General features: G+C 62.0%; 17 protein-coding genes. 15 read left to right on the plus strand and 2 right to left on the minus strand.

Features of this window, described 5'->3' with window-relative positions; all coding sequences use genetic code 11:
* On the minus strand, nt 1–9,647 hold a 9,647-nt coding region (locus QOS90_RS23425; protein ID WP_283600564.1), incomplete at its 3' end, for an Ig-like domain-containing protein.
* A 188-nt stretch (nt 9,648–9,835) separates the two neighbouring features.
* A complete protein-coding gene (gene norR, locus QOS90_RS23430; RefSeq protein ID WP_085272626.1) occupies nt 9,836–11,386 on the minus strand; it encodes a nitric oxide reductase transcriptional regulator NorR in 1,551 nt (516 codons plus the stop codon).
* A gap of 154 nt (nt 11,387–11,540) precedes the next feature.
* On the opposite strand from norR, the gene hmpA reads away from it, so the two are divergent.
* The 15 genes from hmpA to QOS90_RS23505 all read left to right on the plus strand — a co-directional run bounded on the left by hmpA (nt 11,541) and on the right by QOS90_RS23505 (nt 25,345).
* Nucleotides 11,541–12,719, plus strand: coding sequence for an NO-inducible flavohemoprotein (hmpA, locus tag QOS90_RS23435; protein ID WP_085272627.1), 1,179 nt, complete (start codon nt 11,541–11,543; stop codon nt 12,717–12,719).
* A 455-nt stretch (nt 12,720–13,174) separates the two neighbouring features.
* A complete protein-coding gene (locus QOS90_RS23440; RefSeq protein ID WP_027595503.1) occupies nt 13,175–13,681 on the plus strand; it encodes a disulfide bond formation protein B in 507 nt (168 codons plus the stop codon).
* 557 nt (nt 13,682–14,238) lie between these two features.
* Entirely contained in the window at nt 14,239–15,183 is a 945-nt protein-coding gene (gene cyoA, locus QOS90_RS23445; RefSeq protein WP_027595504.1) for a ubiquinol oxidase subunit II, read from the plus strand.
* A gap of 3 nt (nt 15,184–15,186) precedes the next feature.
* The gene (gene cyoB, locus QOS90_RS23450) at nt 15,187–17,205 is read left to right on the plus strand and encodes a cytochrome o ubiquinol oxidase subunit I (protein WP_027595505.1); all 2,019 of its coding nucleotides are present in this window, start codon (nt 15,187–15,189) and stop codon (nt 17,203–17,205) included.
* A 3-nt stretch (nt 17,206–17,208) separates the two neighbouring features.
* The gene (gene cyoC, locus QOS90_RS23455; protein ID WP_027595506.1) at nt 17,209–17,832 is read left to right on the plus strand and encodes a cytochrome o ubiquinol oxidase subunit III; all 624 of its coding nucleotides are present in this window, start codon (nt 17,209–17,211) and stop codon (nt 17,830–17,832) included.
* A complete protein-coding gene (cyoD, locus tag QOS90_RS23460) occupies nt 17,832–18,164 on the plus strand; it encodes a cytochrome o ubiquinol oxidase subunit IV (RefSeq protein WP_027595507.1) in 333 nt (110 codons plus the stop codon). The genes cyoC and cyoD overlap by 1 nt, the downstream gene beginning before the upstream one ends.
* Before the next feature lie 11 nt (nt 18,165–18,175).
* The gene (gene cyoE / locus QOS90_RS23465; RefSeq protein WP_027595508.1) at nt 18,176–19,063 is read left to right on the plus strand and encodes a heme o synthase; all 888 of its coding nucleotides are present in this window, start codon (nt 18,176–18,178) and stop codon (nt 19,061–19,063) included.
* 333 nt (nt 19,064–19,396) lie between these two features.
* On the plus strand, nt 19,397–20,605 hold the full coding sequence (alaC, locus tag QOS90_RS23470; RefSeq protein WP_027595509.1) for an alanine transaminase: 1,209 nt from the start codon (nt 19,397–19,399) through the stop codon (nt 20,603–20,605).
* A 115-nt stretch (nt 20,606–20,720) separates the two neighbouring features.
* Nucleotides 20,721–21,848, plus strand: a complete 1,128-nt coding sequence (locus tag QOS90_RS23475) for a hypothetical protein (RefSeq protein WP_085272628.1) — start codon at nt 20,721–20,723, stop codon at nt 21,846–21,848.
* Between the two features lie 171 nt (nt 21,849–22,019).
* Nucleotides 22,020–22,406 carry a YkgJ family cysteine cluster protein gene (locus tag QOS90_RS23480; protein ID WP_085272629.1) on the plus strand — a complete coding sequence of 129 codons (387 nt, stop codon included), beginning with the start codon at nt 22,020–22,022 and terminating at the stop codon, nt 22,404–22,406.
* 442 nt (nt 22,407–22,848) lie between these two features.
* A complete protein-coding gene (locus tag QOS90_RS23485) occupies nt 22,849–23,097 on the plus strand; it encodes a hypothetical protein (RefSeq protein ID WP_172960340.1) in 249 nt (82 codons plus the stop codon).
* Nucleotides 23,094–23,345 (plus strand): DUF3077 domain-containing protein, encoded by a 252-nt coding sequence (locus QOS90_RS23490; protein WP_027595513.1) that lies wholly within the window; start codon nt 23,094–23,096, stop codon nt 23,343–23,345. Before QOS90_RS23485 ends, QOS90_RS23490 begins: the two co-directional genes overlap by 4 nt.
* 345 nt (nt 23,346–23,690) lie before the next feature.
* On the plus strand, nt 23,691–24,254 hold the full coding sequence (locus QOS90_RS23495; RefSeq protein WP_027595514.1) for a GNAT family N-acetyltransferase: 564 nt from the start codon (nt 23,691–23,693) through the stop codon (nt 24,252–24,254).
* 144 nt (nt 24,255–24,398) lie between these two features.
* Nucleotides 24,399–24,938 (plus strand): hypothetical protein, encoded by a 540-nt coding sequence (locus tag QOS90_RS23500; RefSeq protein WP_027595515.1) that lies wholly within the window; start codon nt 24,399–24,401, stop codon nt 24,936–24,938.
* A 20-nt stretch (nt 24,939–24,958) separates the two neighbouring features.
* Nucleotides 24,959–25,345 (plus strand): lysozyme inhibitor LprI family protein, encoded by a 387-nt coding sequence (locus tag QOS90_RS23505; protein WP_027595516.1) that lies wholly within the window; start codon nt 24,959–24,961, stop codon nt 25,343–25,345.
* Nucleotides 25,346–25,495 lie beyond the last annotated feature (150 nt).

Below are 25,495 nucleotides of genomic sequence, written 5' to 3' on the forward strand. Positions count from 1 at the left end.
GCCGGGTCGAGCACGATAGTGAAGGTGCCATCGGCACCTGCCACGACACTGCCGATCAGCGTGCCATTGGCATCGTGCACTTCGACACGGGTTCCCGCTGGCGCGTTGCCGGTCAGGCTGGTGCCATCGGCATTGATCGCCAGATCGCTCGGGCTGGCCGGGGCGGTGATCAGTGGAACGTCGTATTCAAAGGCGACGGACGCGTTACCGCTCGGGTCGGTCTGTACCAGGCTCAGGTGCTCGCCGGGTTGCGCTGCCGGGTCGAGGTCGATCAGGAAGGTGCCGTTGGCCAAGACAGTGCCTGTGCCGATCACAGTGCCCTCGGCGTCACGCACTTGCACAGTGGCGCCGGCTTCGCCGCGGCCGCTGAGGACCAGGCCGCCGGAGCCGACGGCAATATTGCTGACGGCAGCAGGCGGTGTGATGTCCGGTGCATCGAATTGCAGCGGGGTCGAGGTGTTGCCGGCGGCGTCCACCAGGCGAACGTCCAGCGCTTCGCCATTCGCTTGAGCAGGGCTCAGCGTCAGGCTGAAGCTGCCATCTGCGCCTACGAGTCCGGTACCAATCACAGTGCCCGCAGCGTCGCGGACTTGAACAGTGGCACCCGGTTCACCGCGACCGGTAAGGGTCACGCCTTCGGCCAAGGCCAGGCCTGTGGGTTGGTCTGGGGCTTGCAGGTCTGGCGAGGTGACCGAGCCTGGTTCAGACGCGTTGCCTGCCGCGTCGGTCAGCACCACTTGCAGCGTGCTGCCATCGTTAACGGCTGGATCAAGGGCGATTACAAAATTGCCGTCCGCGCCTACGGTGCCAGTCGCCAGCACATTGCCAGCGGCGTCACGTACCTGCACCGTGGCCCCGGCTTCGCCGCGGCCGCTGAGCTGGCTGCCGGCGAGGGCGATGACCAGGTTGGTGGGTGCGTCTGGTGGCGTGGTGTCGCCGCCGTCGATATCCGGCGCGGTGACGGAGCTGGCAAGCGACGTGTTACCAGCAACATCGGTCGCGGTGGCCTGCAACACTTCGCCATCGACCTGAGGCGGGTCGAGGGTGATGTTGAACACGCCGGTTGAGCCGACCAGGGCGCTGCCCAGTTCAGTGCCATCGGCGGCGAGAATACGCACGGTGCTTCCCGGTTCGGCACGGCCAGTTACTACAGTGCCGTTGGCGCTGACGGCCAGCTCACTCGGTGCGGCGGGCGCGGTGATGTCCGGCGCAAAGATTTGCGTAGGCACGGACGACAAGCCCGTGTCATCAATGGCCACAACATCGAGCAGTTCGCCATTGGCCTGGGCCGGGTCGAGCACGATACTAAAGGTGCCGTCTGCACCCGCCACAGCACTGCCAATGAGCGTGCCATTGGCATCGTGCACCTCCACACGGGTTCCAGCGGGTGCGTTGCCGGTCAGGCTGGTGCCATCGGCGTTGATGGCCAGTTCGCTCGGGCTGGCCGGGGCGGTGGTCAGCGGCACATCGTATTCGAGGGCAACGGACGCGTTGCCGCTTGGGTCGACCTGCACCAGGCTCAGGTGTTCGCCAGGTTGTGCAGCCGGGTCGAGGTTGATCAGGAAGGTACCATTGGCAGTGACGACGCCGCGGCCAAGCAGGTTGCCATCCGCGTCGCGCACCTCAACGGTGGCACCCGCTTCCCCGCGACCGCCCAAGGCCAAGCCGCCAGGGCCGACCTGGATGTTGCTGACCGCATCCGGTGGGGTGATGTCCGGCGCATTGAACTGCAGGGCAGCGGAGCTATTGCCAGCGGCATCGACCAGGCGGATATCCAGGGCTTCGCCATTGGCCTGCGCAGGGCTCAGCGTCAGGCTGAACGTGCCATCCGCGTTGACCAGCCCGGTACCGATCACAGTACCGGCAGCGTCGCGTACTTGTACGGTGGCGCCAGGTTCGCCGCGGCCGGTGAAGGTGATGCCATCAGCTAGGGCAAGGTCGGTGGGTTGCGCAGGTGGCAGTAGGTCTTGCGAGGTGACCGAGCCCGGTTGAGAAACGTTGCCCGCCGCATCGGTCAGTGTCACTTGCAGGGTGCTGCCGTCGATGACGGCAGGGTCCAGCGTCAGCAGGAAGGTGCCATCTGCACCCACGGTGCCAGTGGCCAGGACATTGCCGGCGGCGTCGCGCACCTGCACGGAGGTGCCTGCTTCGCCACGGCCAGTCAGTTGGTGGCCGGCGAGGCCGATTACCAGGTTGGTGGGTGCGTCGGGTGGCGTAGTATCGCCGCCGTCGATATCCGGTGCGGTGACGGAGCTGGCAACCGAAGTATTACCGGCAGCGTCAGTTGCGGTGGCTTGCAGTACTTCGCCATCAATCTGGGGCGGATCTAGGTTGATACTGAATACGCCAGTTGGGCCGACCAAGGCGCTGCCTAGTTCGGTGCCATCGGCGGCGAGAATACGGACGGTGCTACCCGGTTCGGCGCGGCCGGTAACGACGGTGCCGTTGGCGCTGACCGCCAGTTCACTTGGTGCGGCTGGCGCGGTGATGTCCGGTGCAGTGATTTGTGCAGGCAGGGATGACAGACCCGTGTCATCGATGGCGACGACATCGAGCAGCTCGCCGTTGGCTTGTGGTGGATTGAGTTCAATCGTGAAGGTGCCATCGGCACCGGCAATGGCGCTGCCGACCAGTGTGCCGTTGGCATCGTGTACTTCTACGCGGCTACCGGCCGGTGCGGAACCGGTCAGGGTGGTGCCATCGGCATCGATGGCCAGGTCGCTTGGGCTGGCGGGGGCGGTGGTCGTTGGTACGTCGTATTCAAGGGCAACGGAAGTGTTGCCACTTGCGTCGGTCTGCACCAGGCTCAGGTGCTCGCCCGGTTGCGCAGCCGGGTCGAGGTCAATCAGGAAGGTGCCGTTGGCCAATACAGTGCCTGTGCCAATCACATTGCCGTTGGCATCACGCACTTCCACAGTGGCCCCGGCTTCGCCGCGACCGCTCAATACCAGACCTCCAGCGCCGACTACGATGTTGCTGACGGCATCAGGCGGAGTAATGTCCGGCGCATCGAATTGCAGTGGGGTCGAGCTGTTGCCAGCAGCGTCCACCACACGGATGTCCAGCGCTTCGCCGTTTGCTTGAGCCGGAGAGAGGGTTACGCTGAATAAGCCATCAGCACCCACCACTCCGGTGCCGATTACGGTGCCCGCAGCGTCCCGCACTTGCACGGTGGCGCCAGGCTCGCCGCGACCAATAAGGGTCACGCCATCGGCCAATGCCAGGTCTGTCGGCTGCGCAGGTGGCAGCAGGTCTTGGGAGGTGACCGAACCTGGCTGCGAAACGTTGCCCGCCGCATCGGTCAGGGTCACCTGCAGGGTGCTGCCATCGATCACGGCAGGGTCGAGGGTCAGCAGGAAGGTGCCATCTGCACCCACAGTGCCAGTCGCCAGGACATTGCCGGCGGCATCACGCACCTGAACGGTAGTGCCCGCTTCGCCACGGCCAGTCAGTTGGTGGCCAGCGAGACCGATTACCAGATCAACAGGTGCGTCTGGCGGTGTGGTATCGCCGCCGTCGATATCCGGTGCGGTGACGGAGCTGGCAACCGAGGTGTTGCCAGCAGCGTCAGTTGCGGTGGCCTGCAGTACTTCGCCATCAATCTGGGGCGGATCGAGGGTGATGCTGAATACGCCAGTCGGCCCGACCAGGGCGCTGCCCAGTTCAGTGCCATCGGCGGCGAGAATACGGACGGTGCTACCCGGTTCGGCACGGCCGGTGACAACGGTGCCGTTAGGGCTGACCGCCAGTTCACTCGGTGCGGCTGGTGCAGTGATGTCCGGTGCGGTGATTTGTGCCGGCAGGGATGACAGGCCGGTGTCATCGATGGCGACGACATCGAGCAATTCACCGTTGGCTTGCGGTGGTGTGAGTTCAATGTTGAAGGTGCCATCTGCGCCGGCAATGGCGCTGCCAATCAGTGTGCCATTGGCATCGTGCACCTCCACACGGCTGCCCGCTGGCGCGGAACCGGTCAGGGTGGTGCCATCGGCATCAATCGCGAGGTCACTTGGGCTGGCCGGGGCGGTGGTTTGTGGTACGTCGTATTCGAGGGCAACGGAAGTGTTGCCGCTTGGGTCCGTCTGCACCAGGCTCAGGTGTTCGCCTGGTTGCGCAGCCGGGTCGAGATTGATCAGGAAGGTGCCATTGGCCAGGACGGTGCCGGTGCCGATCACATTGCCGTTGGCATCGCGTACTTCCACGGTGGCCCCGGCTTCGCCGCGACCGCTCAATACCAGACCTCCAGCGCCGACTACGATGTTACTGACGGCATCAGGCGGAGTAATGTCCGGTGCGTCGAATTGCAATGGTGCAGAGCTGTTGCCAGCGGCATCCACCAGACGGATGTCCAGCGCTTCGCCGTTCGCTTGAGCGGGTGAAAGGGTCAGGCTGAAGCTGCCATCTGCGCCCACCAGCCCTGTTCCAATCACGTTGCCCGCAGCATCGCGAACTTGCACAGTGGCGCCAGGCTCGCCGCGACCGGTGAGGGTCACGCCTTCAGCCAAGGCCAGGTCAGTCGGCTGCGCAGGTGGCAGCAGGTCTTGCGAGGTGACCGAGCTTGGTTGAGAAACGTTGCCCGCCGCATCGGTCAGGGTCACTTGCAGGGCGCTGCCATCGATCACGGCAGGGTCGAGGGTCAGCAGGAAGGTGCCATCTGCACCCACAGTGCCAGTCGCCAGGACATTGCCGGCGGCATCACGCACCTGAACGGTAGTGCCCGCTTCGCCACGGCCAGTCAGCTGGTGGCCAGCGAGACCGATCACCAAATCAATAGGGGCGTCCGGCGGTGTGGTATCGCCGCCGTCGATATCCGGTGCGGTAACGGAGCTGGCAACCGAAGTATTGCCGGCAGCGTCAGTTGCGGTGGCTTGCAGTACTTCGCCATCAATCTGGGGCGGATCTAGGTTGATACTGAATACGCCGGTCGGGCCGACCAAGGCACTGCCCAGTTCGGTGCCATCGGCGGCGAGAATACGAACAGTGCTACCCGGTTCGGCACGGCCGGTGACAACGGTGCCGTTGGCGCTGACGGCCAGCTCACTCGGCGCGGCTGGCGCGGTGATGTCGGGCGCGGTGATCTGTGCGGGCAGAGAAGACAGGCCGGTGTCATCGATGGCGACGACATCCAACAACTCGCCGTTGGCTTGTGGTGGATTGAGTTCAATGGTGAAGGTGCCGTCGGCACCGGCAATGGCGCTGCCGACCAGCGTGCCGTTGGCATCGTGCACTTCTACGCGGCTGCCCGCTGGTGCGGTACCGGTGAGGGTGGTGCCATCGGCATCGATGGCCAGATCGCTCGGGCTTGCAGGGGCGGTGGTCGTTGGTACGTCGTACTCAAGGGCAACCGAAGCGTTGCCGCTCGGGTCGGTCTGCACCAGGCTCAGGTGCTCGCCGGGTTGGGCAGCCGGGTCGAGGTCAATCAGGAAGGTGCCGTTGGCCAATACAGTGCCTGTGCCAATCACATTGCCGTTGGCATCGCGTACTTCCACGGTGGCCCCGGCTTCGCCGCGACCGCTCAATACCAGACCTCCAGAGCCGACAACGATGTTGCTGACGGCATCAGGCGGAGTAATGTCCGGTGCGTCGAATTGCAATGGTGCAGAGCTGTTGCCAGCGGCATCCACCAGACGGATGTCCAGCGCTTCACCATTCGCTTGGGCAGGGCTGAGCGTCAGGCTGAAAGTGCCATCTGCGTTGACCAGTCCGGTACCTATCACAGAGCCTGCGGCGTCGCGCACTTGAACCGTGGCGCCTGGTTCACCGCGACCAGTAAGGGTCACGCCATCGGCCAATGCCAAATCTGTCGGCTGCGCAGGTGGCACTAGGTCTTGCGAGGTGACCGAACCTGGCTGCGAAACGTTGCCCGCGGCATCGGTCAGGGTCACTTGCAGGGTGCTGCCATCGATCACGGCAGGATCCAGGGTCAGCAGGAAGGTGCCATCTGCACCCACAGTGCCAGTCGCCAACACATTGCCGGCGGCATCACGCACCTGAACGGTAGTGCCCGCTTCGCCACGGCCAGTCAGTTGGTGGCCAGCGAGACCGATCACCAAATCAACAGGGGCGTCCGGTGGCGTGGTATCGCCGCCATCGATATCCGGTGCGGTAACGGAGCTGGCGGTGGAGGTATTGCCAGCGCTATCGGTAGCCGTGGCTTGTAGAACCTCTCCATCAACCTGAGGTGGATCGAGATTAATGCTGAACACGCCAGTCGGCCCGACCAAGGCGCTGCCCAGCTCGGTGCCATCGGCGGCGAGAATACGAACGGTGCTACCCGGCTCGGCCCGGCCGGTGACAACGGTGCCGTTGGCGCTGACGGCCAACTCACTCGGTGCGGCTGGTGCAGTGATGTCCGGTGCGGTGATCTGTGCGGGCAGAGAAGACAGGCCAGTGTCATCGATGGCGACGACATCGAGCAGTTCGCCGTTGGCTTGTGGTGGATTCAGTTCAATGGTGAAGGTGCCATCGGCACCGGCAATGGCGCTGCCGACCAGCGTGCCGTTGGCATCGTGCACTTCTACGCGGCTGCCCGCTGGTGCGGTACCGGTGAGGGTGGTGCCATCGGCATCGATGGCCAGATCGCTCGGGCTTGCAGGGGCGGTGGTCGTTGGTACGTCGTACTCAAGGGCAACCGAAGCGTTGCCGCTCGGGTCGGTCTGCACCAGGCTCAGGTGCTCGCCGGGTTGGGCAGCCGGGTCGAGGTCAATCAGGAAGGTGCCGTTGGCCAATACAGTGCCTGTGCCAATCACATTGCCGTTGGCATCGCGTACTTCCACGGTGGCCCCGGCTTCGCCGCGACCGCTCAATACCAGACCTCCAGAGCCGACAACGATGTTGCTGACGGCATCAGGCGGAGTAATGTCCGGTGCGTCGAATTGCAATGGTGCAGAGCTGTTGCCAGCGGCATCCACCAGACGGATGTCCAGCGCTTCACCATTCGCTTGGGCAGGGCTGAGCGTCAGGCTGAAAGTGCCATCTGCGTTGACCAGTCCGGTACCTATCACAGAGCCTGCGGCGTCGCGCACTTGAACCGTGGCGCCTGGTTCACCGCGACCAGTAAGGGTCACGCCATCGGCCAATGCCAAATCTGTCGGCTGCGCAGGTGGCACTAGGTCTTGCGAGGTGACCGAACCTGGCTGCGAAACGTTGCCCGCGGCATCGGTCAGGGTCACTTGCAGGGTGCTGCCATCGATCACGGCAGGATCCAGGGTCAGCAGGAAGGTGCCATCTGCACCCACAGTGCCAGTCGCCAACACATTGCCGGCGGCATCACGCACCTGAACGGTAGTGCCCGCTTCGCCACGGCCAGTCAGTTGGTGGCCAGCGAGACCGATCACCAAATCAACAGGGGCGTCCGGTGGCGTGGTATCGCCGCCATCGATATCCGGTGCGGTAACGGAGCTGGCGGTGGAGGTATTGCCAGCGCTATCGGTAGCCGTGGCTTGTAGAACCTCTCCATCAACCTGAGGTGGATCGAGATTAATGCTGAACACGCCAGTCGGCCCGACCAAGGCGCTGCCCAGCTCGGTGCCATCGGCGGCGAGAATACGAACGGTGCTACCCGGCTCGGCCCGGCCGGTGACAACGGTGCCGTTGGCGCTGACGGCCAACTCACTCGGTGCGGCTGGTGCAGTGATGTCCGGTGCGGTGATCTGTGCGGGCAGAGAAGACAGGCCAGTGTCATCGATGGCGACGACATCGAGCAGTTCGCCGTTGGCTTGTGGTGGATTCAGTTCAATGGTGAAGGTGCCATCGGCACCGGCAATGGCGCTGCCGACCAGCGTGCCGTTGGCATCGTGCACTTCTACGCGGCTGCCCGCTGGTGCGGTACCGGTGAGGGTGGTGCCATCGGCATCGATGGCTAGATCGCTTGGGCTTGCAGGGGCGGTGGTCGTTGGTACGTCGTATTCGAGGGCAACCGAAGTGTTGCCGCTTGGGTCAGTCTGCACCAGGCTCAGGTGCTCGCCGGGTTGCGCTGCCGGGTCGAGGTCGATCAAGAACGTGCCATTGGCCAATACAGTGCCTGTGCCAATCACATTGCCGTTGGCATCTCGCACTTCCACAGTGGCCCCGGCTTCGCCGCGACCGCTGAGGACCAGCCCACCAGCGCCGACCACGATGTTGCTGACGGCATCAGGCGGAGTGATATCCGGCGCATCGAATTGTAGTGGGGTCGAGCTGTTACCAGCGGCGTCCACCAGACGAATATCCAGCGCTTCGCCGTTCGCTTGAGCCGGGGAGAGCGTCAGGCTGAAGCTGCCATCTGCGCCCACAAGCCCGGTGCCAATCACGTTGCCGGCAGCATCGCGAACTTGCACAGTGGCACCTGGTTCACCGCGACCAGTAAGGGTCACGCCTTCAGCCAAGGCGAGGTCAGTCGGCTGCGCAGGTGGCAGCAGGTCTTGCGAGGTGACCGAGCCAGGCTGCGAAACGTTGCCCGCCGCATCGGTCAGCGTCACCTGTAGGGTGCTGCCATCCATCACGGCAGGATCGAGGGTCAGCAGGAAGGTGCCATCTGCACCCACAGTGCCAGTCGCCAGCACATTGCCGGCGGTATCCCGCACCTGCACGGTGGTACCCGCTTCGCCACGGCCTGTCAGCTGGTGGCCAGCAAGGCCGACTACCAGATCCACAGGTGCATCCGGCGCCGTGGTATCCGGAGGCGTTTCAACATCCGGGGCCGTAATGCCAGCAGCCGGCGATGTATTGCCGGCTGCGTCCTGTGCGGTCACTTCCAATGCCTGGCCATCGGTCTGCGGTGGCTGCAAATTGATGCTGAACTGCCCGTCAGCCCCCGCCACCGCGCTGCCCAGCAATACACCACCCGCACCTCGCACCGCCACCGCCGAGCCGGGTTCGGCGCGGCCGGTGAGGGTGGTGCCCTGTTCGTTGATGGCAAGATCGGTCGGTGCCAGCGGTGCCGTTGCATCCGGGGCGGTGACGCTGCCGGGGGCCGAGACATTGCCCGCACCATCGGTCAGGGTGACTTCAAGGTTTTCGCTGTTGATCTGCGGGGGATTCAACGCAACGTTAAAGCTGCCATCGGCACCGACCGTGCCGCTGCCAATCAGGTTGCCCGCGCCGTCGCGAATATTCACCGTGCTGCCGGCTTCGCCGCGGCCCGTCAGGCGCAGGCCATCAGGGGACACCAGCAGGTCGATCGGCGTGGCCGGCGCCGTGGTGTCGCCTGGGTCCGAACCACCACTGCTGCCACCGCTGCTGTTGTCGGCCGCCGCCGCCGCGCCGCCAATACCCAGCAGGCTGAGCCCGGCAATGGCCCAGGTCGGCATCGCGCTGCCCGCCACACCGATACCCGCGACCAGTTCATCCAGCGAGGCCACTTCGTCGAAAGTAAAGCCCGTAAAAGCCACCGCATCGTAGTTCGCATGCCACAGGGTGCCGTCCTCACCGACGAAGACGATGTCGCTGCCGACGCCGGCCTGATCCACGGCGAAGAAGTTGCCGATAGTGACCTTCTCGCCCGACTTCAGGGTGACGATCAGGTCTTGTCCGCGCTGGGTGACGGTTGCCACTTTATCGGGGGAAACCGGCATCTGCACGACGCCTGGCCCGTTGAGACTGACATTGCCCCAGGCACTCTGGGTGGCGACTGCGGATTGCTTATCGGCGACGACGATGTTGTCCATGGATGCTCCCTGCTGGTGTGCGGCTACACTGGCTCGGCTTCAGCGAACCAGGGCCGGCGCAACGTCAATGCAACGTGTTGCGCTCAGCCTCGACCATGACGGCCGTGATACCGGTGGTTAGGGAGATATAGCAGCCCAGCGAGAAGCAACCAGATGGCTTTCTGGGTTAATCCTTTTGTAGGTAAGCCTCAGCGAAGCCCCAGCCGACGCGCCAGCCGACTGAGGTTGGCGCGGTCCAGGCCGAGTTCGCGCGCGGCGGCGGCCCAGTTTTCCGCGTGCCTTTGCAGGCAGTTTTCGATCACTTGGCGTTGATAATGGTCGACGGCTTCACGCAACCCGCCATCGGGCAGAGGCGCCTCCAGCAGCGGCGAGGGGGAGGGCAGCGGGCCCGATGGGGCAGCGGCGCGCAGGTCCAGGTCGATGGCCTCAAGGGTGAGGATGCGCGGCCGTTCCGGGTGCTGGCCGAGCGCCTTGAGCGCCGAGCGGCCGATCAGGTGTTCGAGCTCGCGCACGTTGCCCGGCCAGTCATAGGCGAGCAGTGCAGCTTGAGCGTCGCTGCTCAGGCGCAGGCTGTTCAGGCCCAGGCGCGAACGGTTCTGTTCGAGGAAGTACCCCGCCAATAGCAGCACATCGCGCCCACGTTCACGCAGCGGCGGAACGTGCAACGGGTACACGCTCAGGCGATGGTAGAAGTCGGCGCGGAAGTTGCCGTTGCGCACTTCTGCAGCCAGGTCGCGGTTGGTGGCTGCGATCAGGCGGACGTCGACCCGGTGTTCGCGGTCCGACCCCAGGCGTTGCAGCTGGCCACTTTGCAGCACACGCAGCAGCTTGGCCTGCACGGTCAATGGCAACTCGCCGACCTCATCAAGAAACAGCGTGCCACCATTGGCCAGCTCGAACTTGCCGAGGCGTTCGCCGTGGGCGCCGGTAAAGGCGCCGCGCACGTGGCCAAACAGCTCGCTTTCCACCAGGGTATCGGGCAAGGCCGCGCAGTTGAGGCTGACCAGCGGTTTGTCGGCACGGTTGCTGGCCTGGTGCAGGGCTTGGGCGACCAGCTCTTTGCCAACGCCGGTCTCGCCGGTGATCAGCACCGTCAACTCGCTGCCGCCGACCAGGCGTATCTCTTCCACCAGGCGCTTATGTGCCGCACTCTGGCCAATCAGCTCCTTGTCCTGGGCACTGGCCTGGCGGTAGAGCTCGGCGCGATGGTGTTCGTCCTCTGCGCGCAGGGCCAGGTGCTCGATACGCTCGGCCACGGTCACCGTGGCGGCAGCCAGGCTGGCGAAAGCCTGCAGCGCATCCAGCTCAAGGCTCTGGAACTGCCCGGGGGTCAGCGCGTCCAGGGTCAGCAGGCCCCAAGGGCGCTCATCGACCATCAACGGGCAGCCCATGCAGTCATGCACTTCAAGCGTGGCATCCGGGGCGTTGACCAGGCCGTCGTAGGGGTCAGGCAGGTCCGAGTCGCTGGCAAAGCGGGTGGGTTGTGGGCGGCTGAGGAGGATCTGGAAGCGCGGGTGCTCGCTGACTCTAAAGCGTCGGCCCAAGGTATCGGCACTCAGGCCGTCCACTGCCAGCGGTACCAGCCACTCACCGTCCAGGCGCAGCAATGCGGCGGCGTCGCACGGCAACAGCCCGCGCATGGCCTGAAGCAAGCGGCGGTAGCGTTCCTGGTCGCTCAGGTCGCGGGACAAGTCGCTGACCAGGGGGAGGAGGGCGGTGAGCAGTGGCTTTGCAGTCATAGGGACTCCTTTTGGTCATTATGACTATACGCCCGAGCGAGTCGTTTTGACATGACACGCGTCAACGCCCTGATTTTGCTGGGTATAAAAGTTGGCACGAATGGTGAAATACCCAAGGCAATCATTCGAAGCCATAGGCTCAGGAGTCGTTGCAATGCTCACTGCCGAACAACGTGCAATCGTCAAAGCCACTGTCCCCCTGCTGGAAAGCGGCGGCGAAGCGCTGACCACTCACTTCTACAAGATGATGCTCAACGAGTACCCGCAAGTGCGTCCGCTGTTCAACCAGGCCCACCAGGCCAGCGGCGACCAGCCACGTGCGTTGGCCAACGGCGTGCTGATGTATGCCCGCCATATCGACCAGCTCGAACAACTCGGCGGCCTGGTCGGCCAGATCATCAACAAGCACGTGGCCTTGCAGATTCTGCCGGAGCACTACCCGATCGTGGGCAGCTGCCTGCTGCGCGCCATCGAAGAAGTGCTCGGCAAGGACATCGCCACCCCAGAGGTGATCGCGGCCTGGGGCGCCGCGTATGGCCAGCTGGCCGACATCCTCATCGGCGCTGAAGAAAGCCTCTATAAAGAGAAGGAGCAAGCCGCCGGCGGATGGCGTGGTACCCGCGAGTTCCGCCTGGTACGCCGCGAGCAGGAAAGCAGCGAGATCGTCTCGTTCTACTTCGCCCCGGTGGACGGCAAGCCAGTGCTCAAGGCCGAGCCAGGGCAGTACATCGGCCTGCAGTTGTTCATCGACGGCGCCGAGCAGCGTCGCAACTACTCGCTGTCGGCCCTGTGCGACGGCAAGGAGTACCGCATCAGCGTCAAGCGCGAAGCCGGTGGCAAGGTGTCCAACTACCTGCACGATGAACTGGTGGTGGGTAAGACCCTGCAGCTGTTCCCACCTGCAGGCGACTTTACCCTGGCCGCCAGCGACAAGCCGCTGGTGCTGATCAGTGGCGGTGTGGGGATCACCCCGACCCTGGCGATGTTGCAGGCGGCACTGCAGACCCCGCGTGAAGTGCATTTCATCCACTGCGCGCGTAACGGCGCCGTGCATGCCTTCCGTGATTGGGTCGACGGCCTGGCCGAGCGTCATCCACAGCTCAAGCGCTTCTACTGCTATGCCGAGCCGCAAGGCGCCGCTGCGGCCGATGCCGTGGGCCTGCTGAGCGAAGACCTGCTGGCCGAGTGGCTGCCACGTGAACGTGACGTCGATGCCTACTTCCTGGGGCCTAAAGCCTTCATGGCGGCGGTCAAGCGCCAGCTGAAAGGTCTGGGTGTGCCGGAGCAGCAGAGCCGCTACGAGTTCTTCGGTCCAGCGGCAGCGCTGGAGTAAACACCCAGCAGTCCTAGCTGTTGTAGGAGCAGCGTTGTGCTGCGAAGAGGCCGGTGATCTCAGAAGATGCTCTGAGCCATCACCGGCCTCTTCGCAGCACAAGGCTGCTCCTACCTGCTTATATACCGGCCTCTTCGCATCACCAGGCTGCGCCTACCTGCTTATATAAAGGAGAGATGAAACAGCCCGCCAAGCTTTCATCTTTAATCCTCCTTTAATCACGGTATCCTTCACTGCCAGGTGTCGAGGGGCTTGCCCCTGCGCTGCACCCGGGTAGCCGCTTTTTTGCCGTGTGACGTTGAACCGACGTCACAATGGCCGGTCTCAGCCATCTCGGATAGCCCTGCGCAGTGCTATCACGTTGCCCCCTCGGCACGCTAAAGGCCCTGCCCAGCGTGTAGAATCGCGCACAGGCAGGCGGACCACGCGGCCACTCTCCATCCAAGGAACCGGCAATGAACGAACAAACATCGCGCCTGAATCGGGAACGGCGCTTTCTGGTGCTGCTGGGGCTGATCTGCCTGTCGCTGATCGGTGGCGCCCTTTATATGCAGGTGGTATTGGGCGAGGCGCCTTGCCCGCTGTGCATCCTGCAGCGCTATGCCTTGCTGTTTATTGCCGTGTTTGCCTTCATCGCCGCCGCGATGCCGGGGCGGCGCAGCCTGACGGTCTTCGAAGGCTTGGTGGTACTCAGCGCCATCGGGGGAATCGTTGCGGCCGGCAACCATGTGTATATACTCGCCAACCCCATGGTCAGTTGCGGCATCGATACCCTGCAGCCGATCGTCGACGACCTGCCCCTGGCCAAGCTGTGGCCGCTGGCATTCCAGGTCGACGGCTTCTGCAGCACGCCGTACCCACCGATCCTCGGTCTGTCGCTGGCGCAGTGGGCGCTGGTCGCATTTGTCCTGACGGCCATTCTGGTTCCGCTGGGCATCTACCGCAACCGACGTCAGGCTTAGACAAAAGTCCCGAATTGCATGAGGTCTTTTGCACGGCGTGAGATGCGCAGAAAGTTGCTCCCCGCTTGATCCAGATCAATCACAAAGCCTTGTAGAATGCGGCTTTGAGGGCTACCCGGCGGGGTGCGACAAACTGTCGCGAAGTTGATTCTTCGGGTCGCATTGTTACGTATTCTGTAAAAGACTGTTGCTCAATAAGTCATAGTCAAGGGTTGGCGACCTATCTACAATCGCCCCCAATTTCCGTTCGGCACTGCTTGCGAGTCGCAGGATTGAAGGAAGCCCAGCGCTCCCTTTTGCTGACTTCGTCAAGTTTCGCCCAGCGGCGATACCGAGCGGACACCCCTCCGCGTTTTCCCGCACCAAATGGACTTGGTCTGAAGTACAGGCCTGTTGCCTACGAAACCATAAGCACCGCTAACACGCTTGAGCCAAGGTCCTGCAGTCGGACCCCAGGCAGGAGCGAGTACGGGCGCGAAATGCCGCACTTGGCAGGACGAAGTGTTGGCTACCAAAACACAAATTGCATTGAAGCAAGCTGATCTAGAGGTCGTGAGATGAGTAAAAAGCGTTACCCCAGACTGTTTGGCATATTGCCCTTTTTAGGCATGCTTTTACTCAGTGGGTGCAACTGGACCCTGCTCGACCCGAAAGGTCAGGTCGGCATTGAGCAAAAGAACCTCATCCTCATCGCTACCGGCCTGATGCTGCTGGTGGTGATCCCGGTCATCATCATGACCGTGGCGTTCGCCTGGAAGTACCGTGCTTCCAACAAGGCGGCCACCTACACCCCCGACTGGTCGCACTCGACCAAGATCGAGGCCGCGGTGTGGATCATCCCGATCATCATCATCATCGCCCTGGGTTATGTCACCTACAAGTCCACCCACAAGCTGGACCCGTATCGTCCGCTGGACTCCGACGTCAAGCCGATCCAGATCGACGTGGTCGCACTGGACTGGAAGTGGCTGTTCATCTACCCGGAGCAGGGCATCGCGACGGTCAACAAGATCAACTTCCCGGCTAACACCCCGGTCAACTTCCGCGTCACCTCTGACGCCGTGATGAACTCGTTCTTCATCCCGGGCCTGGGCGGCCAGATCTACGCCATGGCCGGCATGACCACCAAGCTGCACCTGATCGCCAACGAAAACGGCGAATTCGACGGTATCAGCGCCAACTACAGCGGCGCTGGCTTCACCGGCATGAAATTCAAGGCTACTGCAACTTCCCAGGAAGACTTCGACAAGTGGGTCGCCGAAGTGAAGCAGTCGCCGCTGAAACTGGGCAAAGCCGAGTACGAAGCTCTGGCCAAACCTAGCGAATACAACCCAGTCGCGCTGTACAGCGAGGCCCCGGCAGAGCTGTTCCAGTCCATCGTCGACAAGTACGAAGGCATGAACCGCGGCAAGCCGGTCCACGAAGAAGCAGGCAGCAAAGATCTGGCCACTACCAAGGGTGTGGAATCGAGTATGCAACCAGCTGCCGGTGCAGAGGAGTAAGAGATGTTCGGTAAACTAAGCCTGGAGGCGATACCCTATCACGAGCCGATAGTCATGGTGACGCTTGCCATGATCGCGCTCGGCGGTATCGCTGTCGTCGGTCTTATCACCTATTTCCGCAAGTGGACCTACTTGTGGAGCGAGTGGTTGACGACTGTCGACCACAAGAAAATCGGGGTGATGTACATCATCGTCGCGATGATCATGCTGCTGCGCGGCTTTGCCGACGCCATCATGATGCGTACCCAGCTGGCTGCGGCCACTGGCGGATCCGAAGGCTACCTGCCGCCTGAACACTATGACCAGATCTTCACCGCTCACGGTGTGATCATGATCATCTTCATGGCGATGCCGTTCTTCACCGGCCTGATGAACCTGGCCCTGCCTCTGCAGATCGGTGCACGTGACGTTGCCTTCCCGTTCCTGAACTCCCTGAGCTTCTACCTGCTGCTGGCAGGCGTGCTGCTGGTCAACATCTCCCTGGGCGTCGGCGAATTCGCCAAGACCGGTTGGGTTGCCTATCCGCCGCTTGCGGGTATTCAGTACAGCCCTGGCGTGGGTGTCGACTACTACATCTGGGCGCTACAGCTATCGGGCCTAGGTACGACGCTTACCGGTGTGAACTTCCTCGTCACCGTGATGAAGATGCGCGCACCTGGCATGAAACTGATGGACATGCCGATCTTCACCTGGACCTGCACCTGGGCCAACGTGCTGATCGTCGCTTCGTTCCCGATCCTGACCGCTGCACTCGCACTGCTGACTGTTGACCGTTATCTGGACTTCCACATTTTCACCAACGAGCTTGGTGGGAACCCGATGATGTACGTCAACCTGTTCTGGGCGTGGGGTCACCCTGAGGTTTACATCCTGATCCTGCCGGCCTTCGGCGTGTTCTCGGAAGTGACTTCGACGTTCTCTGGCAAGCGTCTGTTTGGCCACCACTCGATGATCTACGCATCGGGCGCAATCGCCATCCTGGGCTTTGCCGTATGGCTGCACCACTTCTTCACCATGGGTGCCGGCGCGAGCGTCAACACCTTCTTCGGCCTGGCGACGATGCTGATCTCCATTCCGACCGGTGTGAAACTGTTCAACTGGCTGTTCACCATGTACCAGGGCCGTGTGCGTTTCACCGCACCGATGCTGTGGACCCTGGGCTTCATGATCACCTTCTCCATCGGTGGCATGACTGGCGTACTGCTGGCCGTTCCAGGTGCTGACTTCGTTCTGCACAACAGCCTGTTCGTAATTGCTCACTTCCACAACGTGATCATCGGTGGCGCGGTATTCGGCTACATCGCCGGTTTCGCCTTCTGGTTCCCGAAAGCCTTTGGTTTCACCCTGAACGAGAAGTGGGGCAAAGCTGCCTTCTGGTTCTGGATCTCGGGCTTCTACGTTGCGTTCATGCCGCTGTACGCCCTGGGCTTCATGGGCATGACCCGTCGTCTGAACCACTCCGACAACCCACTGTGGGAACCCTACCTGTACGTTGCCGTAGTCGGCGCCGTGCTGATCCTGTTCGGTATCGCTTGCCAGCTGATCCAGCTCTACGTTTCGGTCCGCGACCGCAACCAGAACCTGGACGTGACCGGCGACCCATGGGGCGGTCGTACTCTGGAATGGTCGACTTCGTCGCCACCTCCGTTCTACAACTTCGCCCACATGCCTGAGCAGGTTGGCCTGGATGCATGGCACGAAACCAAGGAAATCGGCGCTGCTTACAAGCCGGCAACCAAGTTCGACGCCATCCACATGCCGAGCAACACCGCTACCGGTTTGTTCATGGGCCTGTTCCTGACCGTCTTCGGCTTTGCCTTCATCTGGCACATCTGGTGGCTGGTAGGCGCGAGCCTGGTTGCAACCATCGCTGTCTTCGTTCGCCACGCTGCGCGTGACGACCAGGGCTACATGGTTCCGGCCGAAGAAGTGGCGCGCATCGAAGGCGAGCGTATGAAAGCGCTGGCCAAAGCAGGTGCTCTGCCTGCCGGCGCACGTGTCGAATCGTTTGAGCGGGTGTAATCAATGTCCAGTCAAGTAATCCACGGCGCTGCTCATGGTCACGACCATGGGCACGACGATCACCACCACGACTCGGGCCAGATGACCGTACTCGGTTTCTGGCTGTACCTGATGACCGACTGCATCCTGTTTGCGTCGCTCTTCGCTACCTACGCGGTGCTGTCCGGCAGTTTTGCCGGCGGCCCGTCGGGTCATGACATTTTCCAGCTCGACTTCGTAGCTGTTGAAACTGCCTTCCTGCTGTTGTCCTCGATCACCTTCGGCTTCGCCATGCTGAAGCTGTTCGATGGCAAGAAAGCAGGTGTACTGGGCTGGTTGGCTGTGACCTTCCTGTTCGGTGCCGGCTTCATCGCGATGGAAATCTACGAGTTCCATCACCTGATCGCTGAGGGCTTCGGCCCGCAGCGCAGTGGCTTCCTGTCGGCGTTCTTCGCGCTGGTCGGTACCCACGGTCTGCACGTGACTGCAGGTCTGATCTGGATGGCAATCCTGATGTATCAGATCAGCACCAAGGGCATTACCCCGACTGCCAAGACCCGCATGAGCTGCCTGAGCCTGTTCTGGCACTTCCTGGACGTGGTCTGGATCTGCGTATTCACCGTCGTCTACCTGCTGGGGGTTCTGTAATGGCTAACGCACACGACACTCATCACGAAGGTAATCACGGCAGCGTGAAGTCCTACATGATCGGCTTTGTACTGTCGATCATCCTGACCGCTATCCCGTTCGGCCTGGTGATGTACCCAAGCCTGCCGAAGAACCTGACCGTTCTGATCGTGGTCGCCATGGCTGTCATTCAGGTTGTAGTGCACCTCGTGTACTTCCTGCACATGGACCGCTCGAAAGAGCAGCGTTCCAACGTGTCGACGTTCCTGTTTACCACCATGGTAATTGCACTGCTGGTCGGCCTGTCGCTGTGGATCATGTTCAACATCCACATCGAAATGATGGCCAAGTGAGGTAAGACTGCATGTCCGTTAAGCACTTTATCCAAATCACCAAACCGGGGATCATTTTCGGTAACGTGCTTTCCGTGGCAGGCGGATTCTTCCTTGCCGCGAAGGGCCATGTAGACTTCGCCCTGTTCCTGGCGGTGGTGGTAGGTACTTCCCTGGTGGTGGCGTCCGGTTGCGTGTTCAACAACTGCATCGACCGCGACATCGACATCAAGATGGAACGTACCAAGAACCGCGTCATGGTCCAGGGCGGCATGTCGCTGCCCCTCGCGCTGATTTACGCCACCCTGCTTGGGGTGGCGGGTTTCAGCCTGCTGTATGTCCAGGCCAACCCACTGTCGGCGTTCTGTGCGCTGATCGGCTTCGTCGTCTACGTCGGTTTCTACAGCCTCTGGCTGAAGCGTAAATCGGTGCACGGCACCTTGGTCGGCAGCCTTTCGGGTGCCATGCCTCCGGTGATCGGCTACTGCGCCGTCAGCAACAGCTTCGACCTGGCTGCAGTGACCCTGCTGGTGATGTTCAGCCTGTGGCAGATGCCGCACAGCTTCGCGATCGCCATCTTCCGCTTCAAGGACTACAGCGCTGCCAACATTCCGGTTCTGCCGGTGGCTCGCGGTATTCTTGCTGCCAAGAAGCAGATCGTGCTGTACGTGCTGGCCTTCGTGCTCGCCACCCTGATGCTCACCCTCGGCGGTTACGCCGGCCTCAGCTACCTGGCCGTGGCAGCTGCCATGGGCTTGTACTGGCTGTACATGGCCTGGGGTGGCTACAAGGCCGAGGACGACAGCAAGTGGGCCCGCAAGGTGTTTGGCTTCTCTATCCTCACTGTCACTGCCCTGAGCGTGATGATGTCGGTGGACAGCCAGACCGCTGCGGACGTGCTGATGACCTACGCACGCTGATACCGCTGCCTGTTACACGAAAACCCCGGCCATGTGCCGGGGTTTTTTTGGGTGTTCTCCTGTGCCGGCCTCTTCGCGGGTAAACCCGCTCCCACAGGTAATGTACAGATTTCGCATGTGGGTGCGATCCATGTGGGAGCGGGTTTACCCGCGAAGAGGTCAGCCCTGAAAACACAAAATTATAATTTTCAAAAAATACATCTGAAAAATTCTAATAAAACAGGAAATTGTCCTTTACAGATATCCTGTTTCGGCACTATCTTCTGATCCAGGCCGCCACATCGGCCAACGTCGCTCGGACGGTTCCGGGCGCTTACGTACTCAGAGGAAGCCATGGCCAACCCAGGTTCGCCGCGCCGCTTTGCGCGCATCGATCGTCTCCCCCCTTACGTCTTCAACATCACCGCCGAGCTCAAGATGGCTGCCCGCCGTCGTGGCGAAGACATCATCGACCTGAGCATGGGCAACCCCGATGGCGCGACCCCGCCGCACATCGTCGAGAAGCTGGTGCAGGTCGCCCAGCGTGAAGACACGCACGGCTACTCCACCTCCCGCGGCATCCCACGCCTGCGCCGGGCCATTTCCAACTGGTACAAGGAACGCTACGAGGTCGACATCGACCCGGAAAGCGAAGCCATTGTCACCATCGGCTCCAAGGAAGGCCTGGCTCACCTGATGCTCGCCACCCTCGACCAGGGCGACACGGTGCTGGTGCCCAACCCCAGCTACCCGATCCACATCTACGGTGCGGTGATCGCTGGCGCCCAGGTGCGTTCGGTGCCGCTGGTGCCGGGTGTGGACTTCTTCAACGAGCTTGAGCGGGCGATACGCGAATCGATCCCCAAGCCGAAGATGATGATTCTCGGCTTCCCGTCCAACCCGACCGCGCAGTGCGTGGAGCTGGACTTCTTCGAGCGCGTGGTCGCCCTGGCCAAGCAGTATGACGTGCTGGTGGTGCATGACCTGGCGTACGCCGACATCGTCTACGACGGCTGGAAAGCCCCGTCGATCATGCAGGTGCCGGGGGCCAAGGACATCGCGGTGGAGTTCTTCACGCTGTCCAAGAGCTACAACATGGCGGGCTGGCGTATCGGCTTCATGGTCGGCAACCCCGAGCTGGTCAACGCCCTGGCGCGCATCAAGAGCTACCACGACTACGGCACCTTCACGCCTTTGCAGGTGGCAGCCATTGCCGCGCTGGAAGGCGACCAACAGTGCGTGCGCGATATCGCCGAGCAGTACCGCCAGCGCCGCAACCTGTTGGTGAAGGGGTTGCACGAGCTGGGCTGGATGGTCGAGAACCCCAAGGCTTCGATGTACGTGTGGGCGAAGATTCCGCCAGAGTACGCGCACCTCGGGTCGCTGGAGTTTTCCAAGAAGCTGTTGGCTGAGGCCAAGGTGTGTGTGTCGCCGGGCATCGGCTTTGGTGACTACGGTGACGATCACGTGCGCTTTGCCCTGATCGAGAACCAGGACCGTATTCGCCAGGCGATTCGCGGCATCCGCCAGATGTTCAGGGCGGATGGTTTGACCCGCAAGTAAACAGCGAGGGGCCGCGTGGCGGCCCCTCGTTATATCAGCTGGGCTGGCCTTCCGACTGCCTGGCGATTATTCGCGCCACTACCTTCAGCACTCATTTTCCTGTTCAGGTATCCAAATGAGTGTATTCACAGCGTATTTCTGCGGCACCGGTTCCCACCGCTTCGATGCTGCCAACCCCAATTTCTGGAACGGCGAGCTGGTCTCGACATTGGCCAGCAACGATCAGGGGCGCGAATTCGCCCACTGGATTGCGGTTGACGGGCCGGGCAGCGGCAACCTTCAGGATGACGAATTGTTCGTTGAGCCAGGTGGCTACTTTAACTGGAGTGGTCAGTTGTTTGGCCGTGGTTGGGAAGAAAACGTGAGCCATGTGCTGAACGTGATCAAGGGTGAGAGCAGTTGGCAGCGCACCAAACTCACCGAGCAAGCGTACACAAGGCTGAGAGACGCAGGCGTGCCGATCCCGGATGCGTCCGCCACGGCTTCCTGGTTCTGGCGCACTTATGACTACGGCGATCGCCACCCGACCCCGCAGGCGCTGCAGGAACAGATCATCAAGATATTCCGCGAACCGTGCTTGCCCACCCAGGTCAACCTGGTGGGCTGGAGCCGCGGCGGTATCAGTTGCCATATGCTGGCCAATGCGATGGCTGAGGATCCGCTGCTGCGGGATATCCCGGTCAATATTTTTGCCATTGACCCGGTGCCGGGCACTGGCAACGTGCAGAGCAGGCGGGTCAAACTAGCCGGGAACGTCAATGAGTATGTGGGTTTCTATTCCCGGGATGAACGCTCCAATGGCTTTGCCTGTGTGATCCCAGCGGTCGAAAGCAACACGCGCATGTGCGTCTACCCAATGCCGGGCCGGCATGCCACTTTGGTGGGTAATGCATCGGCTGACGGGGCGAGCGACGGCAAGGTGCTGGTCGAACCCGGGTTGATCGTGCGGCATTTCGCCGAAGTCTGCCTGACCCGTTGGGGTGTCGAACTGGACAAGTGCCTGGCGCTGGATGACAACCAGCTGATGCAGCATCACTTGGCCATGGCGGCCGCCGATGAGCACTACCAGGCCATGCGCAGCCAGTCGTATACCGTCATCACCGAAGGCCAAAAAGACGATCGGCTGGTGCACTTCGGCGAAACCCGCACGCGCTTCAGCCTCGTGCGCAGTGACCGTTATGACCCTCGCGAAGGCCTTGGGCTGCAGCACTGGGATGCCAACACTTACAAGGCCCTGCGTTAGGCCGGGCAGGCGGGCAGCCGCCGTGCTGTTCGCCCGTTTTTTGGGGCGTGGGGTTTGCCGGATCAGCGGCAATTTTTTTTGCATTCCCCCTCTATCCAGCCGGCCCCGGTTGGAATGAAAATGGCGCCGCGGGCCCAGCCCCGATAACAACAACCTTCCCTCCGTGGCCTCATGTCCGAATATAACCCTTGCCTTGACTGCGGCGCCTGCTGCGGGTACTTCCGTGTGTCCTTCTTCTGGGGCGAATGCCAGTCTGCCGGGGGCGTTGTGCCTGACGACCTGGTGGTGCAAATCAACCCTACGCGGGTCGCGATGATCGGCACCGATGCCAAGCCTTGCCGCTGCGTCAGCCTTGCCGGCGAGATCGGCAAAGAGGTGGCGTGCACCATCTACGCCAACCGCTCGAGCCCTTGCCGGGAGTTCGAAGCGTCGTGGGAGGGTGGGGTGCACAACCCGAGCTGCGACGATGCACGCGCGGCCTATGGCTTGCCGCCGTTGACCCCGCCTGGGGCCAACGAGCCGCATTGGCCGGATGATGATGGGGCTGAGGTGGCCTGACCTTTTTGGGTCGCCTGTGCCGGCCCTTTCGCGGGGCAAGCCCGCTCCCACAGGACCGTTGCAAGACCTGTGGGCGAAGCAAGTCACCGATCCTGTGGGAGTGGGCTTGCCCGCGAAAGGGCCATCAGCTGTAAGAAGATTCTGAACTTGAAACCAAATGCTTCAGAAAGGCAGGCTTGTCGAATTATCCTACGGTGTCTGTCGGATGCCGCCTGATAGGCGGGGAAGTACTTCAGCGATAACTTCATGGCTCGCCCATATGGCGAGCGGGTGTGAGAACTCGTTGTTGGTAGTCGGCCTTTTTTATGGCAGCTGTGCGCGTGCAGGCTTCGGTCTGACCGTGGTGACTCCAACACGGGCTTCTCACCTCGCGCACGGCTGCCACCCAAATCTGTGAGAAGGACCAAGGTGGTTGCTCCTTGAAATGTCATTGGAGTTCACCATGAAAAAACTTGTACCTGACCCACCCACTTTCCCAATCCCTTATATCTCGATAATCGCCGACCTCTCCCATGCAGAGGCAAGGTCCCAGGCAGCCAAGCTCATGGGCAGCCTTTCCCAAACCATCGAGCTTTACCTCAAAGCCGAAGACAGCCTGCAACGCAGCGCCCTCCTCGAAAACATGTCCGCCCTGACCGAATTGCTTCATGCGCTGTTCGCCCACATAAAGGCGCAGGAGGCAGTGGAATGAGCAATCACCTGAAAAGCCATACCACCGCTGGCGTGGAGACGTTTCTCGAATTGTTCCGCATCGAACCGGGCATCCCCCTTGATCACGCGTTCGATGAATTGTCTGTGTTGCTGGGGTGCATACGCCACCTCAGCGAGGAGGCCGAGATGGAGGGCAACAAAGTTGCAGGCAGCGCTGCACGGATTCTCAGTGCCATGGCCAAGGCGCTGATCAACGACATGGAAATGGGGTTGAACCGGGGCGGTTGAGTGGTAGCGCAGACGAGCGCCGCGCGCGCGGCGCTTCGCAGCACAAGGCTGCTCCTACACCTGTTGCGGGCCAATTATTCCTGAGTCATTGGCGCGCGCTCAATGTCGGGTCGAACTAACAAGGCGGTCCTGTGCATATGGGACATGCCTCACTGGCCTGAAAAAATGTAGGAGCAGCCTTGTGCTGCGAAGCGCCGCGCGGGCGGCGCTCGATTTCCGCCCCAGCGCGAACCCCCCGCCAGACAACCGCCCACGCTCAAACACACGATAAAACCCAACGCATCCCCCAGCCGCCTCGCTTGACGTTAAACTGTCATCTCCCCAGCAATGGACAGGAGATCCGGCGTGACCCCACCCCGCAGTTTCCCCAGTGACCTCTGCCTCGACAGCCCCCGCCTGCAATTGCGCCCGATGCGCCATGGCGATGCCGCGCAATGGCTGGCGATCATGGCCGACCCCGAGGTCATGCGTTATTGGCACCATGCACCCTGGCAAGACCTCGCCGAGGCCGAAAGCGCCCTGGCCGCCGACCGTGAAGCCTATGCCAATGGCGACCAGCTCAAGCTCGGCATGTACCGCCGTGACAACGGCGAACTCATCGGCATGGTCCAACTGTTCAACATCGATGACGTATCCCGCCGTGGCGAGATCGGCTATTGCCTGGCCAGCGCCGTACAGGGCAGGGGGTACATGGATGAGGCATTGACCTGCTTCATCGACTACCTCGCCCACACCCTGCACATGCGCCGCCTGGAGGGGGAGATCGACCCGCGCAACCAAGGCTCGGCACGCACGCTCGAACGCCAGGGCTTCGTGCTCGAAGGCACCCTGCGGGCGCGCTGGTGCGTGGCCGGTGAGCTGTCCGACTCGGGCATCTATGGCCTGCTGCTGGAACCACCGGTTGCATAGTGTTATGGCTAACCTCGACTTTCATCGTCTGCTGTACATCACGCTATCGGTGGTGACCCTGCGCGGCACTTACTAAACGCCTGGAAGCGGGGCAGGGCCTGGGTTATGGTCGCAGCCTGTCCCGTTTTCCCCAGGTGTGCCCCTTTGCCCGTTTTCTACCTGAGCATCAGCCTGTTCCTGTACCTGCTCGCGCTGTTTTTCGATGGCGTGCTGATGAGTGGCGACCGCCACATGCCCGCCCTGCAGATGTTGCTGTACGGGCCATGGGGCATGCCCTTCGGGTTGTATCAATGGTTTGCCAATCCGCTGCTGGCCGTGGCGATTCTTGCCCATCGACGTTTCCGTCGGTTGGCCTTGGCGTGCGGTGTGGCGGCGTTGTATCTGGCGGCCAGCAGTTTCGGAATCGACCGCCTGCCAGACAGCCAAAGCTACGCGTTTCATGACCGCACCGGTTTTGGTGCAGGCTTTTATCTATGGCTGATTGCGATGGTGGTGTTTTGCGCGGGCCAGGCCTGGCATTGCTGGAAGGCCCGCAGCGCCGATGACATGCCCGGATGGCGCTGGCTCGATGTGGCCTTGATAGCGGCGTTGGGTGTCGCGTTGTATGCCGCGACGCAGATGCCGTCGTTGCGTTTCGAGCCGAACAAGGTGCTGATGCCGCCGGAACAGCCACAGACATTTTGATATCCACAGGGGGAATAGTCATGAACAGGTATCACCTGACGGGCCTGGCGCTGGCGTGTGTGCTGCCGCTGGCCATGGCCGAAGAAAATTCGCCGAGCTACGGCCAATGCATGGACAAGGCGTCCAGCACAGTGGCCATGAGCAGTTGCATCCAGGCCGAGACCCAGTTGCAGGACCAGCGCTTGAACCGGGTGTACAAACAGTTGATGGGCAAACTGGAGGCAGGGCAGCAGAAACGCCTGCGCGAGGTACAGCGCAAGTGGATCGCCTACCGTGATGACAACTGCACGTTCCACGTACAGGCCAGTGGCGGGACCCTGGCGCAGCTGGAAGGCGGCGTGTGCGTGATGGACATGACCCGGGACCGGGCGGCCGAGCTTGAGCGAGTACTCAGCCCGGGGCAGTGAGGTTGCCTGTTCCGGCCCAATCGCCGGCAAGCCGGCTCCCACAGAGACAGCAGAGTACTATCGGGCGATGCAGTACCGGTGGGAGCAACTGTCTTGTGGTGCTTGTTCCGGCCTCATCGCTGGCAAGCCAGCTCCCACAGGTGCGGCGCT

Origin of the sequence: Pseudomonas sp. LAIL14HWK12:I10 (assembly GCF_900184205.1) — a bacterium.
In the GTDB taxonomy this organism is placed as follows: domain Bacteria; phylum Pseudomonadota; class Gammaproteobacteria; order Pseudomonadales; family Pseudomonadaceae; genus Aquipseudomonas; species Aquipseudomonas kermanshahensis.

What these genes read in the sequence shown, in the direction of transcription:
- norR (WP_085272626.1), bottom strand. Translation starts at nt 11,386, where the DNA reads ATGACTGCAAAGCCACTGCTCACCGCCCTCCTCCCCCTGGTCAGCGAC.
- cyoD (WP_027595507.1), top strand. Translation starts at nt 17,832, where the DNA reads ATGGCTAACGCACACGACACTCATCACGAAGGTAATCACGGCAGCGTG.
- QOS90_RS23485 (WP_172960340.1), top strand. Translation starts at nt 22,849, where the DNA reads ATGAAAAAACTTGTACCTGACCCACCCACTTTCCCAATCCCTTATATC.
- cyoE (WP_027595508.1), top strand. Translation starts at nt 18,176, where the DNA reads ATGTCCGTTAAGCACTTTATCCAAATCACCAAACCGGGGATCATTTTC.
- alaC (WP_027595509.1), top strand. Translation starts at nt 19,397, where the DNA reads ATGGCCAACCCAGGTTCGCCGCGCCGCTTTGCGCGCATCGATCGTCTC.
- hmpA (WP_085272627.1), top strand. Translation starts at nt 11,541, where the DNA reads ATGCTCACTGCCGAACAACGTGCAATCGTCAAAGCCACTGTCCCCCTG.
- QOS90_RS23480 (WP_085272629.1), top strand. Translation starts at nt 22,020, where the DNA reads ATGTCCGAATATAACCCTTGCCTTGACTGCGGCGCCTGCTGCGGGTAC.
- cyoA (WP_027595504.1), top strand. Translation starts at nt 14,239, where the DNA reads ATGAGTAAAAAGCGTTACCCCAGACTGTTTGGCATATTGCCCTTTTTA.
- QOS90_RS23440 (WP_027595503.1), top strand. Translation starts at nt 13,175, where the DNA reads ATGAACGAACAAACATCGCGCCTGAATCGGGAACGGCGCTTTCTGGTG.
- cyoB (WP_027595505.1), top strand. Translation starts at nt 15,187, where the DNA reads ATGTTCGGTAAACTAAGCCTGGAGGCGATACCCTATCACGAGCCGATA.
- QOS90_RS23490 (WP_027595513.1), top strand. Translation starts at nt 23,094, where the DNA reads ATGAGCAATCACCTGAAAAGCCATACCACCGCTGGCGTGGAGACGTTT.
- QOS90_RS23505 (WP_027595516.1), top strand. Translation starts at nt 24,959, where the DNA reads ATGAACAGGTATCACCTGACGGGCCTGGCGCTGGCGTGTGTGCTGCCG.
- cyoC (WP_027595506.1), top strand. Translation starts at nt 17,209, where the DNA reads ATGTCCAGTCAAGTAATCCACGGCGCTGCTCATGGTCACGACCATGGG.
- QOS90_RS23475 (WP_085272628.1), top strand. Translation starts at nt 20,721, where the DNA reads ATGAGTGTATTCACAGCGTATTTCTGCGGCACCGGTTCCCACCGCTTC.